This is a genomic window from Pseudomonas azadiae (genome assembly GCF_019145355.1).
GTDB classification, from domain to species: Bacteria; Pseudomonadota; Gammaproteobacteria; order Pseudomonadales; family Pseudomonadaceae; genus Aquipseudomonas; species Aquipseudomonas azadiae.
The window spans coordinates 2,783,836-2,801,487 of sequence record NZ_JAHSTY010000001.1; the positions used below are offsets into that span (position 1 = coordinate 2,783,836).

Annotated in this window: 17 protein-coding genes; 7 read left to right on the forward strand and 10 right to left on the reverse strand. The window is 60.2% G+C overall.

Annotated elements, in window-relative coordinates:
• The first annotated feature begins 52 nt into the window (after nucleotides 1–52).
• A complete protein-coding gene (locus KVG91_RS12725; protein ID WP_318840857.1) occupies nucleotides 53–4,435 on the forward strand; it encodes an RHS repeat-associated core domain-containing protein in 4,383 nt (1,460 codons plus the stop codon).
• 10 nt (nucleotides 4,436–4,445) lie between these two features.
• On the forward strand, nucleotides 4,446–5,069 hold the full coding sequence (locus tag KVG91_RS12730; protein ID WP_169376380.1) for a hypothetical protein: 624 nt from the start codon (nucleotides 4,446–4,448) through the stop codon (nucleotides 5,067–5,069).
• Nucleotides 5,070–5,250: 181 nt separating this feature from the next.
• Here the strand turns inward: KVG91_RS12730 and KVG91_RS12735 are convergent, their stop codons facing one another.
• The 3 genes from KVG91_RS12735 to KVG91_RS12745 form a co-directional block, all read right to left on the reverse strand.
• Entirely contained in the window at nucleotides 5,251–5,526 is a 276-nt protein-coding gene (locus KVG91_RS12735; RefSeq protein ID WP_003176958.1) for an HU family DNA-binding protein, read from the reverse strand.
• Between the two features lie 191 nt (nucleotides 5,527–5,717).
• Nucleotides 5,718–6,866 carry an NAD(P)/FAD-dependent oxidoreductase gene (locus KVG91_RS12740; protein WP_169376381.1) on the reverse strand — a complete coding sequence of 383 codons (1,149 nt, stop codon included), beginning with the start codon at nucleotides 6,864–6,866 and terminating at the stop codon, nucleotides 5,718–5,720.
• Between the two features lie 36 nt (nucleotides 6,867–6,902).
• The gene (locus KVG91_RS12745; protein WP_003213373.1) at nucleotides 6,903–7,070 is read right to left on the reverse strand and encodes a rubredoxin; all 168 of its coding nucleotides are present in this window, start codon (nucleotides 7,068–7,070) and stop codon (nucleotides 6,903–6,905) included.
• Nucleotides 7,071–7,265: 195 nt separating this feature from the next.
• Between KVG91_RS12745 and KVG91_RS12750 the strand changes: the two genes are divergently transcribed.
• Both KVG91_RS12750 and ubiA read left to right on the forward strand, forming a co-directional pair.
• The gene (locus KVG91_RS12750; protein ID WP_169376382.1) at nucleotides 7,266–7,829 is read left to right on the forward strand and encodes a chorismate--pyruvate lyase family protein; all 564 of its coding nucleotides are present in this window, start codon (nucleotides 7,266–7,268) and stop codon (nucleotides 7,827–7,829) included.
• Nucleotides 7,829–8,719 carry a 4-hydroxybenzoate octaprenyltransferase gene (gene ubiA, locus KVG91_RS12755; protein ID WP_169376383.1) on the forward strand — a complete coding sequence of 297 codons (891 nt, stop codon included), beginning with the start codon at nucleotides 7,829–7,831 and terminating at the stop codon, nucleotides 8,717–8,719. Before KVG91_RS12750 ends, ubiA begins: the two co-directional genes overlap by 1 nt.
• Before the next feature lie 100 nt (nucleotides 8,720–8,819).
• Here the strand turns inward: ubiA and KVG91_RS12760 are convergent, their stop codons facing one another.
• Nucleotides 8,820–9,197, reverse strand: coding sequence for a COG4315 family predicted lipoprotein (locus KVG91_RS12760; protein WP_169376384.1), 378 nt, complete (start codon nucleotides 9,195–9,197; stop codon nucleotides 8,820–8,822).
• A 155-nt stretch (nucleotides 9,198–9,352) separates the two neighbouring features.
• On the opposite strand from KVG91_RS12760, the gene phoB reads away from it, so the two are divergent.
• From phoB to KVG91_RS12775, 3 genes are all read left to right on the forward strand, one after another.
• A complete protein-coding gene (gene phoB / locus KVG91_RS12765) occupies nucleotides 9,353–10,042 on the forward strand; it encodes a phosphate regulon transcriptional regulator PhoB (RefSeq protein ID WP_010207570.1) in 690 nt (229 codons plus the stop codon).
• 95 nt (nucleotides 10,043–10,137) lie between these two features.
• Nucleotides 10,138–11,424, forward strand: coding sequence for a phosphate regulon sensor histidine kinase PhoR (gene phoR / locus KVG91_RS12770; protein ID WP_178115123.1), 1,287 nt, complete (start codon nucleotides 10,138–10,140; stop codon nucleotides 11,422–11,424).
• 454 nt (nucleotides 11,425–11,878) lie between these two features.
• Nucleotides 11,879–13,219, forward strand: a complete 1,341-nt coding sequence (locus tag KVG91_RS12775) for a hemolysin family protein (RefSeq protein WP_076952078.1) — start codon at nucleotides 11,879–11,881, stop codon at nucleotides 13,217–13,219.
• A 3-nt stretch (nucleotides 13,220–13,222) separates the two neighbouring features.
• Here KVG91_RS12775 and KVG91_RS12780 read toward each other — a convergent pair whose 3' ends face one another.
• The 6 genes from KVG91_RS12780 to pstB form a co-directional block, all read right to left on the reverse strand.
• Nucleotides 13,223–13,894, reverse strand: coding sequence for a M23 family metallopeptidase (locus KVG91_RS12780; RefSeq protein WP_169376386.1), 672 nt, complete (start codon nucleotides 13,892–13,894; stop codon nucleotides 13,223–13,225).
• 64 nt (nucleotides 13,895–13,958) lie between these two features.
• Complete coding sequence (locus tag KVG91_RS12785) at nucleotides 13,959–14,258, reverse strand: helix-turn-helix domain-containing protein (protein ID WP_169376387.1); 300 nt, start codon at nucleotides 14,256–14,258, stop codon at nucleotides 13,959–13,961.
• 4 nt (nucleotides 14,259–14,262) lie between these two features.
• Nucleotides 14,263–14,586: a type II toxin-antitoxin system RelE/ParE family toxin gene (locus KVG91_RS12790; RefSeq protein ID WP_169376388.1), complete on the reverse strand. Its 324-nt coding sequence runs from the start codon at nucleotides 14,584–14,586 to the stop codon at nucleotides 14,263–14,265.
• Between the two features lie 187 nt (nucleotides 14,587–14,773).
• Entirely contained in the window at nucleotides 14,774–15,685 is a 912-nt protein-coding gene (locus tag KVG91_RS12795; protein ID WP_169376389.1) for a response regulator, read from the reverse strand.
• A 165-nt stretch (nucleotides 15,686–15,850) separates the two neighbouring features.
• Nucleotides 15,851–16,612: a phosphate signaling complex protein PhoU gene (gene phoU, locus KVG91_RS12800; RefSeq protein WP_076952081.1), complete on the reverse strand. Its 762-nt coding sequence runs from the start codon at nucleotides 16,610–16,612 to the stop codon at nucleotides 15,851–15,853.
• A 70-nt stretch (nucleotides 16,613–16,682) separates the two neighbouring features.
• Complete coding sequence (gene pstB / locus KVG91_RS12805) at nucleotides 16,683–17,516, reverse strand: phosphate ABC transporter ATP-binding protein PstB (protein WP_076952082.1); 834 nt, start codon at nucleotides 17,514–17,516, stop codon at nucleotides 16,683–16,685.
• Between the last annotated feature and the right edge of the window lie 136 nt (nucleotides 17,517–17,652).

Here is a 17,652-nt window from a genome sequence, read left to right on the forward strand (position 1 = left end):
CTGCCTGATAATCGAACGTCTCAAGGGAATGCTATGACGTTGAGCAGAACGCGTGTCTGACGCACTTTGGGCAGCCCGCATGGGCGATGCGCTCTCCCACACGTCGATGATGGCCGACATCCTCGGCGGTGTGCTGGAAGTGGCGGCCAATATCGCGATCACGGCGGTGGCGACCGCTGCCGTGGTCGCGGCCACCGGCATTACCGTCGCCACCGGCGGGCTCGGCTGCTTCCTGCTGGGCGCGGTGGTGGGCACGATTGTCGGCCTGGCCATGAGCAAGACCGGGGCGGACAAAGGCCTGACGAAGTTATGCGATAGCTTCAGCAATGCCCTGTTCCCGCCCACGGTGCAGGCCAATATTCTCACCGGTTCCACCGACACCCTCACCAACAACATCCCCGCTGCCCGCGCCGCCGGGGCGATCAGCTCACATGTCGCGCCGGCCGGTACCGAGCTGGAAGAGCCTGCACCGGCGCCCGAAGCCAGCTATTTGGACATGGCCGAGAGTTTCTTCTCGCAGATGTGGCGCCCGACCGTCGCGACACCGGCGCCCGGCGCCGTGCCCAAGCCCCTGGACCTGGTGGTGTGCATGAAGCACCCGCCGATGCCGCCGCAGTTTCTGGCCGAAGGTTCGGACAAGGTTACGATCAACGGCCAACCGGCGGTGCGCAGCGGTGATCGCAGCACTTGTGATGCGACTGTGGTGTCGTCCGGGTTGATTTCACCCAACGTGACCGTTGGCGGCGGCTCGGTGGTGGTGCGCGAGATTCGCAGCGGCAAGACCCCGGGGGTGGGACTGGCGGTGACGGCGTTGTTGATGCTCAAGGGCGGCAAGGGCAAGTTCTTCAGCAAGTTGCCGTGCATGCTCATCGGCGGCGCCACTTCGATGGCCGTCAGCAGTGCGATGGGGGCGATGGCCAACGCGGCAATGGGCTCGTCGAACCCTGTGCATGCAGCGACGGGCGCAAAGGTACTGGGCGATGTCGATGAGCTGGACTTCGTGTTGCCCGGCATCTTGCCGATTGACTGGCAACGTTTCTATAACAGCCGTGACGATCGCACCGGCAGTCTGTTTGGCGCGGGCTGGAGCGTGCCGTATGAGGTCTGCGTCGAAGTCCGACCTCATCCCGACGGTGGCGAGACGCTGGTCTACACCGACGAGCAGGGGCGCCCTATCGACATGGGCTCGATTCCCTTGGGCGGCGCGGTGTTCAGCGCCGGTGAAGGGCTCGCCGTGCGGCGGCACCTCAATGGGCAGTTGCTGATTGAGAGCGATGACGGGCTGTACCGTTTGTTCGAACCCTCGCCGAGCGATGCATCGTTGTTACGCCTGGTGCAACTCGGTGACCGCAACGACAACCGCATCTTTATCGACTATGACGAGGCCGGACGCCTGGTACGGCTGAGAGATACCTTCGACCTGGTGCAGGTTGAGCTGATTCGCGACCGCGCACAGGTGGTCCAGATCGAGCGCCTGTATCCCGATCACCGCCGCGAAGTACTCGTCAGTTATGGCTACGACGCCGCCGGCAGCCTGGCGCAGGTACGCGATGCCACAGGCCAGGTGCAGCGGCGCTTCAGCTACGACAGCGGTCGGCGCATGGTGGAACATCAGCTGCCGACCGGGTTGCGATGTTTCTATGAGTGGGCCTTGGTTGAAGGCCTGGAATGGAGGGTTGTCCGGCACTGGACCGATGAGGGCGACGCTTACCAGTTCGACTACGACTTGAGCGCAGGCCTCACCCGCATTACCGACGGGTTGCAACGCGTCAGCACGCGACACTGGAACACGCAGCACCAGATCACTCGCTACAGCGACAACCTCGGCCAGGCCTGGCTGTTCGAATGGAACGATGAGCGCCAATTGCTCAGCGCCACCGACCCGCAGGGTGGGCGTTACGAATACAGCTACGACGAATCCGGCAACCTGATCGGCGAAACCGACCCACTGGGCCGCAGCGATTCGACCTTGTGGCTGGAACACTGGGCATTGCCGCTGGTGGAAACCGACGCTGCCGACAACAGTTGGCAGTATCGCTACGACCCACGTGGCAACTGCATCGCCGAAACCGATCCACTGGGCTATGTCACTCGCTACCGTTATGACGCCCACGGCCAGGTCGTGGAAATCATCGATGCCACCGCTAAAAGCAAAAAGCTGCGCTGGAACCCATTCGGGCAACTGGTCGAGCATATCGACTGCTCGGGTTACCCGACGCGCTTCAGCTACGACGAACGCGGCTATCTGCAAGTCATCACCGATGCGCTGGGTGAGCGCACGCAATTCAGCTACGACGCCCAGGGGCGCTTGCTAAGCACTCAATTGCCGGATGGCCGTATCGAGCAGTACCAGCGCGACATCAGCGGTCAACTGTTGGGGTATACCGACCCGGCCGGGCACACCACGCTCTACCAGCACAACCGTCGCGGCCAGGTCAGCCAGCGCACCGACGCCCATGGCCGGCAGGTGCAGTTCGGCTACGACAGCTACGGACGCCTGCAAGCACTGATCAACGAGAACGGTGAGCGCTATCGGTTTGCCTGGGATGCCGCCGACCGCCTGGCCGAGCAGCAGGACCTGGACGGCAGCGCCAAGCGCTACGACTACGACCCGCTGGACAACATAACCACGGTAACCGCCATTGCGGCGCCTTTCGGCAATGGCTTGGCAGTAGTCCCCGAGGCGCCACCCGCCCCCATTGTTCATCGACTGGAACGCGATGCCGTCGGCCGACTGGTTGCAAAAACCACCGACGATGGCCGCACCGAGTACAGCTACGATGCCGTGGACCAGCTCACGGCGGTGACTTTCACCGATCTGCAAGGCAATACCCAGGCCCTGGGCTTCGCCTACGACGCTCTCGGCCAGTTGCTTGGCGAGCAGAGTGCGGCTGGCACGCTGCAACACCACTACGACGAACTCGGCAACCTGATCCAGACCCAACTGCCCGACGGCCGCTGGCTCAACCGCCTGTACTACGGCAGCGGCCACCTGCACCAGATCAACCTCGACGGCCAGGTGATCAGCGACTTCGAACGCGATCGCCTGCACCGCGAAGTGCTGCGCACCCAAGGCCAGCTCAGCACCCGCAGCGAATACGACCGCAGCGGCCGCCTGCGCTCGCGCCAACGCCGCCTTGCCAGTCAACCATCGTTGATGCCCGCAGCCGCGCAAAAACAGTTCGAGTATGACCCCGCCGACAACCTGATCGGCAAACTCGACCAGCAACCCGCCGCGCAGCACCGTCAACTGCTGCACTACGACGCCACCGGCCGCATCATCGCCAGCCAGGACAGCCTGCACGGTCAGCGCGAAACCTTCGCCTACGACGCCGCCGCCAACCTGCTCGACGGCCCGCAGGCGGGTGCCGGGTTGGTGGTGCATAACAAGCTGCTGACGTATCAGGACAAGCGTTATCGCTATGACGCGTTTGGACGAATGATTGAAAAGCGCAGCGCCAAGCGGGGTGTGCAGCGGTTTGCGTATGACGCTGAAAGCCGATTGGTTGAAGTGCGCAATGACAACGGCAGCGTGGTCAGAATGGCGTATGACCCGCTGGGGCGCCGGATTGAAAAAACCGAGCATGGCAGCGATGGGTATCCGCTGGGGGAAACGCGATTTACCTGGGATGGTTTGCGGTTGCTGCAGGAGCATAAACATAGCCAGACCAGTCTTTATGTTTACGAAGATGAAAGCTACGAACCTCTGGCGCGGGTCGATGGCACTGGGCCGCTGCAAAAAATTCGTTATTACCACAATGACCTGAACGGCCTGCCGGAACAGCTCACCGAAGACGACGGCCACAGCGTCTGGCAGGCGACCTACCGGGTGTGGGGCAATACGCTGGAGGAAGTGCGCGAGCCTTATTACATTGAAGAGCAGAACCTGCGGTTCCAGGGGCAGTATCTGGATCGGGAGACGGGGCTGCATTTCAACACGTTCAGGTTTTATGATCCGGATGTGGGGCGGTTTACTACGCCGGATCCGATTGGTTTGCTGGGCGGATTCAATCTCTATCAATACACACCCAACCCATTCACGTGGCTGGATCCGCTTGGGCTAAGCTGCTCAAGTGACGCAAAAAAACTTGGCGGACGGCTGGGCAAGGCTCCAAGCAAGGACTATCGAGCACATCACATTGTAATGTCCAACTCAAAAGATATACGCATGCGCTTCCTGAGAAGGCGCATGGACAGGCTCGGTATTGATATAAACCAAAAAGAAAATGGCATATGGCTACCCGTCAATTCAAAATCTCGCCTGCCAAATACCAAAGCCACAGCCCATGCAGGAGAAGGCGTACATGGGAATGCATATAAAAAACATGTGTGGGAGACACTCAAAGGCGCAAAAACAAGGACCGATTTTGAACAAGGACTAAAAACACTCAACTTAGAGCTCGGCGGTGGAAAAACTTTCCCACTGACAAAATAGGAAAACTTTCATGAAAGAATTTTTGCTTTCAGTACTTAACGAATACAAAGGAAAATATACCGAACTCATATCACACACAGAAAGCACGCATATCAAGAAACAGTGGGGCATGGGCATCATGCCCGCATATAATCCAGCGCCCTACGTGTGCGAGCTGCAAGGATGCACCCCCGGCCGTTTACTAAAAAAAAATGCTACCCCCGATAACAATAAGCAGTGCTACTTTTTAGATAACCATGAAAAAATAATAGGCGAAATACAATACGCGAAATATGTGAAACTAAAAAATCAATGGATCGTCTACAGACGATTTTTTCTAAACACACCAGACACTATTATAGAATTGAATTTCGGCAGCGCTTTAGAAGGAAGCTCTGACGCCAACCTTGATTCAGTTGCAATAAGCACACTCGAAAGCGGCCATACGACAGCGCACTATAGCTTGCTCAACACCGGCGAGTATTTCGAAACTTCTTACAAATACGACGCTAACAAAATAACTTCAATCACTGAAAATATATGGCGAGAAAATTTCACCAGTAGAGTTTACGAAGTACAGAACTCGGACGGCACACTCACCATTTACGAAGTCCTGCCGGACAACAGCAGAGTATCGATATATCCGGAGTGCTGATTCCTTCTGAGTCAGAAAAATGAAGGAAGGAGATAGGGATGGCTGTTGCCTCATCCAATTTACGTGATGACATCGGACGTGAAATCCCAAACAGGCCAAGGCCCCCACAAAAAATGGGCACCCAACCCAGTCGGCGTGCCCATTTCTTCACCACCCCGCCCCCTACGAGACGGTAACGCCATCACGCGTTAACAGTATCTTTCAGCGATTTACCCGGCTTGAACGCGACGGTATTGCTCGCCTTGATCTTCACCGGCTCACCGGTTTGCGGGTTCTTGCCGGTGCGGGCGCCGCGGTGGCGCTGCAGGAAGGTGCCGAAGCCGACCAGGGTGACGCTGTCCTTGCGGTGCAGGGCGCCGGTGATTTCTTCGAGAACAGCGTTGAGCACGCGGTTGGCCTGCTCTTTGGTAAGGTCCGCTTTTTCAGCGATGGCGGCTGCGAGTTCTGGTTTACGCATAAGTGAAGCCTCTTTGACGGTTTTTTGTTGTTATGTCCGTGCCGCTCTCTGACGGAGCGGCGCCCAAAGCGCCGCAGGCTCTACTCTGCGGCAGACGGCACTGAGGATGGCATGCCGCCGAACGCCGCGCCAGCCTCACGGCGACCTTTCTAGGGTGAAAAATGTGCTTATTCCGACAGAACGGCCAGTATTTACGCCAACAACGGTGGAAGTTCCTTATTGAGCGCCAGTTTTTCCATCACCGCAGTGCCGGTCAATGCATAGCCCAGTAAGCGGCCGCTGCTGTCGCGGCACAGGGCTTTAATATCGGCGCCCTCGCCCTCGACGCTCCAAACCCCTTCGGTGCCGCGTGGCGGGGGCGAAACCACCAGCGGGCAGACCGGCGTCTTGACGGTAACCGGCATGGGGCCGTAGCTGACGGCGGTGGCATTGCCCGCCAGGGTTTGGGCCAGAGCGCGGGCACAGGTCATCAGCGGCATGACGTACAGCAGGTTCAAGCCGTCAACCTCGGCACAGTCGCCCAGGGCGTAGATGTTGGCGTGGGAGGTCTTGAGGTGGCGGTCAACCATGATCCCGCGGTTGATCTGCAGGCCGGCGGCAGCGGCCAGGTCGACACGCGGGCGCAGGCCGATAGCCGAGACCACCAGGTCGCAATGGATCACTTCACCATCCGATAGATGAGCTTCCAGGCCGTTCGCCGTGCGCTGCAGGCGATTGAGCACCGGGCCCAGGTGAAAACGCGCGCCGAGGCCTTCCAACCCGGCCTGCACCGCTGCGGCCGCCGCCGGGTGCAGCAGGGTCGGCATGACTTGCTCGCACGGCGCCACCAGATCAATCTCATAGCCGCCCAGGATCAGGTCGTTGGCGAATTCGCAGCCGATCAAACCGGCACCGAGCAACAGCACACGACGTTTGCCGGCGGCGGCGGCACGGAAGCGTGCGTAGTCTTCAAGGTCGTTGATCGGAAAAATCAGTTCAGCCGCATCGCCTTCGACCGGTACACGCACGGTTTCTGCGCCCCAGGCCAGGATCAGGTCGCGGTAGGCCACGGCTTCCTCGCCGATCCACAGGCGTTTGTGGCCAGGGTCGATGCCGCTGACACGGGTGTGGGTGCGCACTTGGGCCTTGAGTTGCTCGGCCATGGCGCCCGGTTCGGCCATGCTCAGGCCATCGGCTTCCTTGTTCTTGCCAAAACCGGTGGAGAGCATGGGCTTGGAGTAGGAGCGCCCGTCATCCGCGGTGATCAGCAGCAAGGGGGTCTCGCTGTCGAGCTTGCGAAACTCCCGGGCCACGTTGTAGCCGGCCAATCCTGTGCCGATGATCACGACAGGTGCGTTCATTCCTTTCTCCTTGTAGTACGTGTCTGAAACCGAAAGTCAGCCGATTTCGATCATTTCGAAATCCATTTTGCCCACGCCGCAGTCCGGGCACAGCCAGTCTTCCGGTACATCCTGCCACAGGGTGCCCGGTGCGATTCCGTCATCCGGCCAGCCGTCTTTTTCGTCATAGATTAGGCCGCAGACTACACATTGCCACTTCTTCATTACTTGCTTCCTCAGATTCCAGGCGTCTTGGCCGACGGTCGATAGACCCGCATTGCCGTACGGCTCAGGGCGTTTTGTACTGATCGGGGCCGGCAGATGCAAGCACGATCGACGCAAGCGGCGGGTTCAGCCCGGCAAAAACTCAGAACGCCATGGTAAGCTCGGCGCCTCTTTTGCCGCCAATATTGACTCACCGTGCCGCACTCAATCGTCCTTCCCGATGCTTGCCAATGGCTGCCCCAGAGCCTTCTGGCCCCTGCGTCCGCGCCCTTGACCCTCAATTGGCTGTTCAACGAAGACTCGCTGACGCGGCGACTGACGCGGCTGTCCAACGACGGCTTCAGCGTGACGCCGCTGTTGGAGGGCTGGCAGCCGTTGCGCGATGATGAATGCGCCGCCCTGGCCTTGGCGCCGGCCAGTATCGGCTGGGTGCGCGAGGTGTATTTGCGTGGGCACGGCCAGCCTTGGGTGTTTGCCCGCAGTGTGGCGGCGCGCAGCGCGTTGCAGGGCGACGGCTTGCATATGGATGAGTTGGGCAGCCGCTCGCTGGGCGAATTGCTGTTCTGCGACCAGGCATTCACGCGCCAGGCCATCGAGGTGTGCCATTACCCACGGCAATGGTTGCCCCAGGCCGATCAGGTCGACGGCCTGTGGGCGCGCCGCTCACGTTTCGATCGCGGCCCCCTGAGCGTGCTGGTTGCCGAGGTCTTTTTGCCAAGCTTCTGGCACGCGCTGCACGCTCACCCGGAGAACTGTTGATGTACCAGCGTCTGCTCAAATCCCTGAACCGCCTGAACCCCAGGGCCTGGGATTTCATTCAGTTGACCCGCATGGACAAGCCCATCGGCATCTACCTGCTGCTTTGGCCAACGTTGTGGGCGCTGTGGATCGCGGGCAAAGGCTCGCCATCCTTGATCAATATCGCGGTGTTCGTACTGGGCGTGGTGCTGACCCGCGCCGGCGGATGCGTGATCAATGACTGGGCCGATCGCAAGGTCGACGGCCATGTGAAGCGTACCGAGCAGCGCCCGTTGGTGAGCGGCAAAATCAGCTCGAAGGAAGCGCTGGTGTTTTTTGCGGTGCTGATGGGTATCAGTTTTCTGCTGGTGCTGCTGACCAATGCCACCACCATCCTTCTCTCCCTTGGCGGTTTGGCCCTGGCGGCAAGCTATCCGTTCATGAAGCGCTACACCTATTACCCGCAGGTGGTGCTGGGGGCGGCGTTTTCGTGGGGCATGCCGATGGCATTCACCGCCGAGACCGGCAGCCTGCCCGCCGCCGCATGGCTGTTGTATATCGCCAACCTGCTGTGGACGGTGGGCTACGACACGTATTACGCGATGACTGACCGTGACGATGATTTGAAGATTGGGGTGAAATCCACCGCCATTCTGTTTGGCGATGCCGACCGGGTGATCATTCTCACTCTGCAAGGCCTGGCGCTGGCGTGCCTGTTACTGGCAGGTGCGCGATTCGAGCTGGGGGGTTGGTTCCACCTGGGATTGCTGGCGGCGGCGGGCTGCTTTGCCTGGGAGTTCTGGTACACCCGCGACAGGGACCGCATGAAGTGCTTCAAGGCGTTTTTGCACAACCACTGGGCCGGGTTGGCGATTTTTGTGGGGATTGTGGTGGATTACGCGGTGCGTTGACCAGGACCGGCGCCATCGCGGGCAAGCCCGCTCCCACACAGACATGCGTTGCACATGTGGGAGCGGGCTTGCCCGCGATGATTTCAGCAGCGCCGCAAGATCAAGGCTTGATCACATGCCACGCGCCACCTTTGCCATCGCCTGTCTTGTCACCAGCCTTCTTGTCATCCTTGTAGGTATAGACCGGCTTACCGTCATAGGCCCATTGGCTGGTCTGGTCATCGCGGGTGATCACCGTCCACTTGCCTGTCGAGGTGTCGGTGGACTCAGCCTTCAGCGGCGGCCAGTTGGTCGCGCACTGGTCCTTGCACACTGACTTGCCATCGGCATCCTTGTCGAAGGTGTAGAGGGTCATGCCCTTGTGGTCGACCAGCATCCCGCCTTTGGTCATCGCCGGCTCCGCCGCGAACGCCAGGCCCGGCAGCGTCAACGCCGCCGTTACCAGCAGGGCTTTCCAGGAAATCGTGCTGTGAGTCATCGGAACCTTCCTTTTGTGCTTGTCAGGATTCGGACCCCTAGCGTAGTCCAGAGAGGCGCAGAATGCTCTAACGACTAAATTACTGTCACACGACTGCAATAATTCCGTTATCTAATGCGGCGCAAGACAGTTAAATGACAAGAGGATTTTTGAGCATGGTTGGCAGGAGCATTCTGATTGTTGACGACGAAGCGCCCATCCGCGAGATGATCGCCGTTGCGTTGGAAATGGCCGGCTACGACTGCCTGGAGGCGGAGAACTCCCAGCAGGCCCATGCCATCATCGTCGACCGCAAGCCCGACCTGATCCTGCTGGACTGGATGCTGCCCGGCACCTCCGGCATCGAGCTGGCCCGCCGCCTCAAGCGTGACGAGCTGACCGGGGACATCCCAATCATCATGCTCACCGCCAAGGGCGAAGAGGACAACAAGATCCAGGGCCTGGAAGTCGGCGCCGACGACTACATCACCAAGCCTTTTTCCCCACGGGAACTGGTCGCTCGTCTGAAGGCTGTGTTGCGCCGCGCCGGCCCGACCGATGGCGAAGCGCCCATCGAAGTCGGCGGCCTGCTGCTGGACCCGATCAGCCACCGCGTGACCATCGACGGCACACCCGCCGAGATGGGACCTACCGAATATCGCTTGCTGCAATTCTTCATGACCCACCAGGAACGCGCCTACACCCGTGGCCAGTTGCTCGACCAGGTGTGGGGCGGCAATGTGTATGTGGAAGAACGTACCGTGGACGTGCATATCCGCCGCCTGCGCAAAGCCTTGGGCGAGGCCTATGAGAATCTGGTACAAACCGTGCGCGGCACCGGTTATCGGTTTTCCACCAAAGGCTGAGCCAGCCGGTTTTTGCACGTAAGCGCCTGACTTAACAGCTGACAAGGACGCATGTTCAAGTGAATCAAAACTGGCACGGCACCCTGATCCGCCACATGCTTTTGCTGATCACCGGCTGCCTGTTGGTGGGCCTGGTCAGCGGTTATTACGGCTGGAGCCTGGCGGTCGGCATAGGGTTGTACCTGGGTTGGACCCTCAAGCAATTGCTGCGCCTGCATGAATGGCTGCGCCAACACAAACCCGACGAAGCGCCGCCCGACGGCTATGGCCTGTGGGGCGAAGTGTTCGACAGCATCTACCACCTGCAACGCCGCGACCAACGGGTGCGCGGACGCCTGCAAGCGGTGATCGACCGAGTGCAGGAGTCCACCGCCGCGCTCAAGGACGCGGTGATCATGCTCGACAGCGACGGCAACCTGGAATGGTGGAACCGCGCCGCCGAGACCCTGCTGGGCCTCAAGACGCCCCAGGACAGCGGCCAGCCGGTGACCAACCTGGTGCGCCACCCGCGTTTCAAGGAATACTTCGAGCAGGATAACTACGAAGAAGCCTTGGAAATCCCCTCGCCCACCAATGACCGCGTGCGCATCCAGCTGTACCTGACGCGCTACGGCAATAATGAACACTTGATGCTGGTGCGCGACGTCACCCGCATCCATCAGTTGGAACAGATGCGCAAAGACTTCGTCGCCAACGTCTCCCATGAGCTGCGCACACCGCTGACGGTGATCTGCGGTTACCTGGAAACGCTGCTGGATAACGTCGACGAGATCAATCCGCGCTGGAGCCGGGCCCTGCAGCAGATGCAGCAGCAAGGTTCACGCATGCAAACGCTGCTCAATGACCTGTTGCTGCTGGCCAAGCTGGAGGCGACCGACTATCCGTCGGACAACCATCCGGTGGCCGTGCAGAGCCTGCTGCAGACCATCAAGAACGATGCCCAGGCCTTGTCCGGCCAGCGCGAGCAACAGATCACCCTGGAAGCCGACCCGGCCGTACTGCTCAAAGGCAGCGAAGGCGAGTTGCGCAGCGCGTTTTCCAACCTGGTGTTCAACGCCGTGAAATACACCCAGGACAAAGGCAATATCCGAATCCGCTGGTGGGCCGACGAACAGGGCGCACATTTGAGCGTGCAGGACTCCGGCATCGGCATCGATGCCAAGCATCTGCCGCGCCTGACCGAACGGTTCTACCGTGTCGACTCCAGCCGCAACTCCAACACCGGCGGCACCGGGCTGGGCCTTGCGATCGTCAAGCATGTGCTGTTGCGCCACCGTGCACGCCTGGAAATCAGCAGCGTGCTGGGGCATGGCAGTACGTTTACCTGTCATTTTCCGCCAGCACAGGTAAGCCGTTCGCGGGTAATCGAGAAGGACGAATAGATTGCAGTGACGACGCTCTCATGTGGGAGCTGGCTTGCCTGCGATAGCCATAGGTATCTACACATTTTTGTAGTGAGCGGGCTTGCCCCGCGCTGGGCTGCGAGGCGGCCCCAAATAAAGCCACCGCGAGACGGAACCAGGTGGCCTGGTTTGGGGCGGCTTCGCCCCCCAGCGCGGGGCAAGCCCGCTCACTACAGATTTTTCAGCCTTTGAAAGTTGTGTAGATACCTATGCTGCGATAGCGCCGGCAAAGCCGCTGGAGATGTCGCCTGACAAGACGCCATCGCAGGCAAGCCAGCTCCCACACCGGTTCGGTGACACCACGATCAATGCCCCGCCCGGCAGCAGGCACTAGGCAAGCGCCCCGTCAGCCGCTACATTGGCCGACTTGCGCCTGCCTTCCAGGCACACTCGCCACCCCTTATTGAATATACGGAACCTGCAAAACCCCATCATGGACCCTTCCCCTGGCATCACCCTCGCTACGCTCTTCGCCGACTTCGGCATGATTCTTTTTGCACTGGTCCTGGTACTGCTCAACGGTTTCTTCGTTGCGGCGGAGTTCGCCATGGTCAAACTGCGCTCGACTCGGGTCGAGGCCATCGCCCACACCAACGGCTGGCGCGGGCAGATCCTGCGCACCGTACACAGCCAGCTCGACGCCTACCTGTCGGCCTGCCAGCTGGGTATCACCCTGGCTTCCCTGGGCCTGGGCTGGGTCGGCGAACCGGCGTTCGCACACATCCTCGAACCGCTGCTGGGCGCGATGGGCGTCGAGTCGCCGGAAGTGATCAAGGGCGTGTCGTTCTTCGCCGCCTTCTTCGTGATTTCCTACCTGCACATTGTGGTCGGTGAGCTGGCGCCCAAGTCCTGGGCGATCCGCAAGCCCGAGTTGCTGTCGCTGTGGACGGCGGTGCCGCTGTACCTGTTCTACTGGGCCATGTACCCGGCGATTTACCTGCTCAATGCCAGCGCCAACGCTATCCTGCGCATCGCCGGCCAGGGCGAGCCTGGCCCGCATCACGAACACCATTACAGCCGCGAAGAGCTCAAGCTGATCCTGCACTCCAGCCGCGGCCAGGACCCCAGCGACCAAGGCATGCGCGTACTGGCCTCCGCTGTGGAGATGGGCGAGCTGGAAGTGGTGGACTGGGCCAATTCCCGGGAAGATCTGGTCACCCTGGATTTCAACGCCCCGCTCAAGGAAATCCTCGCGCTGTTCCGCCGTCACAAATTCAGCCGTTACCCGGTGTACGACGCGGTGCGCAATGAGTTCGTGGGCCTGTTGCACATCAAGGACCTGCTGCTGGAGCTGGCGGCCCTGGACCACATTCCCGAGTCGTTCAACCTGGCCGAATTGACCCGCCCGCTGGAACGCGTGTCGCGGCATATGCCGTTGTCGCAGTTGCTGGAACAGTTCCGCAAAGGCGGCGCGCACTTCGCCCTGGTGGAAGAGGCCGACGGCAAGATCATCGGCTACCTCACCATGGAAGACGTGCTGGAAGTGCTGGTGGGCGACATTCAGGACGAACACCGCAAGGCCGAGCGCGGCATCCTGGCCTATCAGCCGGGCAAGCTGCTGGTGCGTGGCGATACGCCGCTGTTCAAGGTGGAGCGCCTGCTGGGTGTCGACCTGGACCACATCGAAGCCGAAACCCTGGCCGGGCTGATCTACGACACCCTCAAGCGGGTGCCGGAAGAGGAAGAGGTGCTGGAAGTTGAAGGCTTGCGCATCATCATCAAGAAAATGAAAGGGCCGAAGATCGTGCTGGCCAAGGTCCTGCTGCTGGACTGACCGTCAATTGCCCAATGCAAAATTGGGCAATGTGCCGACCGGCTGGTTGAACTCGTAAGGGATCGACACCAGCCCGGCCTCGGTGCTCTGCTGCACCACAAAGTGCAGGTGCGGCCCGCTGCTGTTGCCGGTATTGCCCGACAACGCCAGCGGGCTTCCCATCGCCACGCGCTGCCCTGCCCGGACACTCACCGAACCTTGTTTGAGGTGCAGGTACACGCCCTCGGTGCCGTCGTCGTGACGCACCCTGACGAAATTCCCCGACGCATCACTGCCCCGCCCAACCTGCCCGTTTTCGGTCCTGACCACCACACCGCTGCGTGCCGCAATGATCGGCGTGCCTTCGGGCATGGCAATGTCCATCGCATAGCGGCTCTTGGCGTCGGTATGGCTGAAGCTGCCATTGGGACCTTGGCTCAGGCGGAACGGGCCGCCACGCCAGGGCAACGGATAGCGGTAGGCTTGCTGTGGATAACGGCGTTCAGGCAACGGGCGCACGGGAGGCTTCGCTCGCTCGGCCCTGCGCTCCTGGATCACGAATGCCTGGGCACCGGGGGTCTGCCGGTCGCTGAAAAATACCAGGCCGTTGGCGTCGGTGGATTTGTAGAGGGTCATGGCCTGGGCCGACGGGGCGACCGTGGCCAACCCGCAGCACAGCAAAAAGCGCATGAGCATGGCGTGAACCTGCCGGGACGACTGAGCGGCAGGTTAGCAAGGGATCATGACAATGGTGTGTGGGTCAGGCTGGCGATGCTGAAAAACAGATATCGACATTCATATGGGCGGCGGCCGACAGATTGACCAAGGCATCCAAGGAAAATTTGTCGATCTTGCCGTTGAGCACGTCATTGAGGCGAGGTTGGCTGATACCCAGTCTTTGCGCCGCCTCTGTTTGTGAAAGCTCCCAACTGCGAATAGTGCTGCAAAGCTCCAGCAACAACTTTGAGCGCAACCGCATATTGGCCGCTTCTTGGGGTGTGTCTTCCAAGGCATCCCACACACAGTTGAAACGTTCGGTATGTAACTTTTGGTTTGTCATGGGTTTAACCTAACTCCTGCAGTCTGGAACGAGCCAGCTCGATGTCCCGCATTTCGGTTTTCTGTGTGGTCTTGCGCAACGCATGCAGCACATAAACCGCTTCAGGCCGGTTGACTACATAGAACACTCGAAACGCTCCCGATTCCTCAACTATCCGGATCTCACTGACGCCCCTTCCAATGGTCTTCATCGGCTTGCAATCAAAGGGCTGCTCGCCCTGCTGCAATAAATCCAACTGGAAACCCGCGGCCCTTCTGGCATCCAGGGGGAACGCTTTAAGGTCCTTGAGTGAACTTCCTAGAAACACCACATCCTTGTGCCTCGGCATTGGCTTCTCCTTTGCTGGAAAGAAAAAGCGTAATCGATGATTCGGCCAAGGGTCCTGGCGGTTTGTTTCAAGGCATAGCAAAGGCTCGATAACGCTGCGGCGTTATCGAGAGGCTATATCGAAACAGATATAAATCAAACCAGGTACCGAAATCTGACAGCCGGTAGATTCCCAGTTACCCAGAGAATCACGCACCCGGCACAAAATGCTTCTGCGCGGTGCCGCGTGCGATCAGGCGGGAGATGTAGTCAAGCTTCTGCGCGTCCTGGTCGATAAACCGGAAGGTCAGTTGCAGCCAGTCGCTGTCGGGCTTGGGTTCGAAGGCGACGATGGCGTGCAGGTAGCCGTTGAGACGGGCCACTTCGGCGTTGTCGCCTTGCTCCAGGTCGAGCACGGCGCTTTCCAGCACCTGGGGCAGGATCTCGCCGCGGCGCACCACTAGCAGTGCTTCCTTGATGCTCAGTGCTTTGATCACGCATTGCTGGGTGCCACTGGACAGGCGCAGTTGGCCTTGGCCCCGACCGCCGGCCGGAGACGCAGCGGCAGGCGCCTGAAGCGACGGGCTATTGAGCAGGCCTCGACTCGGCGCGGGTGCAGCCGCCGCCACAGGCGCCGACTTGACCGCTTCGGGCTTGCCGCCGGTCAGGGCGCTCAGGGAGTCGTTGCCGAAGGCCGAGTTCATTTTGGTCGGTGCGCTGGCAACCAGCGCGTCGAGGCGGCCGATCTTGTGCAGGGCCTGCTTGACCTTGCTCAGCAACTGCTCGTTGGTGAACGGTTTGCTGACGTAGCCGGAAACGCCGGCCTGGATGGCCTGGACTACGTTTTCCTTGTCGCCACGGCTGGTCACCATCACGAAAGGCATGGCCTTGAGGTGCGGTTGCTCGCGGCACCAGGTCAGCAGTTCAAGGCCTGACATCTCCGGCATTTCCCAGTCGCACAGCACCAGGTCGAAGGTCTCGCGCATCAGGATGGCCTGGGCCTTTTTGCCGTTCACCGCATCTTCAAGCTTGACCCCCGGGAAGTAGTTGCGCAGGCACTTCTTCACCAGATCGCGGATAAACGAGGCGTCATCCACCACCAATACACTGACTTTACTCATCGACCCTTCATCCTATTAACACTTCGGCACGCAACACGCCTGACTAATGGCATTTTGCCAAAACTCGGTAATCACAGCAGAACTTATTGTGCCTGCCGTGCAAAATTCATCCGCCACAAACAAAAACGCCCGGCCAAAGGCCGGGCGTTAATTTCTCGGGCAACCTTACTTATCGTCAGTTTCGCCCGGAACATTAGGTATTTGATCGACTGAACCTTCAACTTCGGCCTTCATGCGCTTGAGGCCCATGTGCCGTACGTCGGTTCCGCGCACCAGGTAGATCACCAGTTCCGAGATATTGCGCGCATGGTCGCCGATACGCTCCAACGAGCGCAGCACCCAAATAATGCTCAAGACCCGCGAGATAGAGCGCGGGTCTTCCATCATGTAGGTGGCCAGCTCACGCAGGGCGGTCTTGTATTCGCGGTCGATGACTTTGTCGTACTGGGCCACCGACAGCGCGAGTTCGGCGTCGAAGCGCGCAAACGCGTCGAGGGCATCGCGCACCATGTTGCGCACCTGGTCGCCGATATGCCGTACTTCCACGTAGCCGCGTGGCGCTTCGCCTTCCTCGCACAGCTGGATGGCGCGGCGGGCGATCTTGGTGGCTTCGTCACCGATGCGCTCCAGGTCAATCACGGACTTGGAGATGCTGATGATCAACCGCAGGTCGGACGCCGCCGGTTGGCGACGGGCAAGAATGCGCAGGCATTCTTCGTCGATGTTGCGTTCCATCTGGTTGATTTGGTCGTCGATCTCACGTACCTGCTGGGCCAGGCCCGAGTCGGCCTCGATCAGCGCGGTCACCGCGTCATTGACTTGCTTTTCCACCAGACCGCCCATCGCCAGGAGGTGGCTGCGCACTTCCTCAAGCTCGGCGTTGAACTGCGCGGAGATGTGGTGGGTAAGGCCTTCTTTGCTAATCATGTTGGCGTCCTTGGAGCGTCCGGTAGGGTGCGGAGAACCGCAGCGTCAATGCAATCAGAACCACGGCTTCCTAGCCGTAGCGACCGGTGATGTAGTCTTCGGTCTGCTTCTTCGCCGGATTGGTGAACAGGGTGTCGGTGTCGCCGAACTCCACCAGCTTGCCCATGTACATGAACGCGGTGTAGTCGGACACCCGCGCCGCCTGTTGCATGTTGTGGGTCACGATGACGATGGTGAACTTGGACTTGAGCTCGTAGATCAGCTCTTCGACTTTCAGCGTCGAAATCGGGTCAAGTGCCGAGCAGGGTTCATCGAGCAGCAACACTTCCGGTTCCACGGCGATGGTGCGCGCGATCACCAGGCGCTGCTGCTGGCCGCCGGACAGCCCGAGCGCCGATTCGTGCAGGCGGTCCTTGACCTCGTCCCACAGCGCCGCGCCCTTCAAGGCCCACTCGACGGCTTCATCCAGGATGCGCTTTTTGTTGATGCCCTGGATACGCAGGCCGTAGACCACGTTTTCGTAGATGGTCTTGGGAAACGGGTTGGGTTTCTGGAACACCATGCCCACGCGGCGACGCAGCTCGGCCACGTCCTCGCCCTTGCGGTAGATGTTGGTGCCGTAGAGGTTGATGGCACCGTCCACGCGGCAACCGTCCACCAGGTCGTTCATGCGGTTGAAGGTGCGCAGCAGCGTGGACTTGCCGCAGCCGGACGGGCCGATGAAGGCCGTTACACGTTGCTTGGGGATGTTCATGCTGACGTCGAACAATGCCTGCTTGTCGCCGTAGTAGAGGCTCAGGCCCGGCACTTCGATGGCCACGGTTTCCTGGGCCAGGCTCAGGCTCTGCTTGTCGCGACCCAGGGCAGACATGTTGATGCCGTGGGGCTGGTTTTCGTGTTGCATGGGATGCTCCCTGTGCTACCAATTTGTGTGGGAGCGGGCTTGCTCGCGAAGGCGTCGTTTCAGTCGCCAGGTGTGCTGAATGACACACCGTATTCGCGAGCAAGCCCGCTCCCACCTTTAATCCGCGCTCACTTCA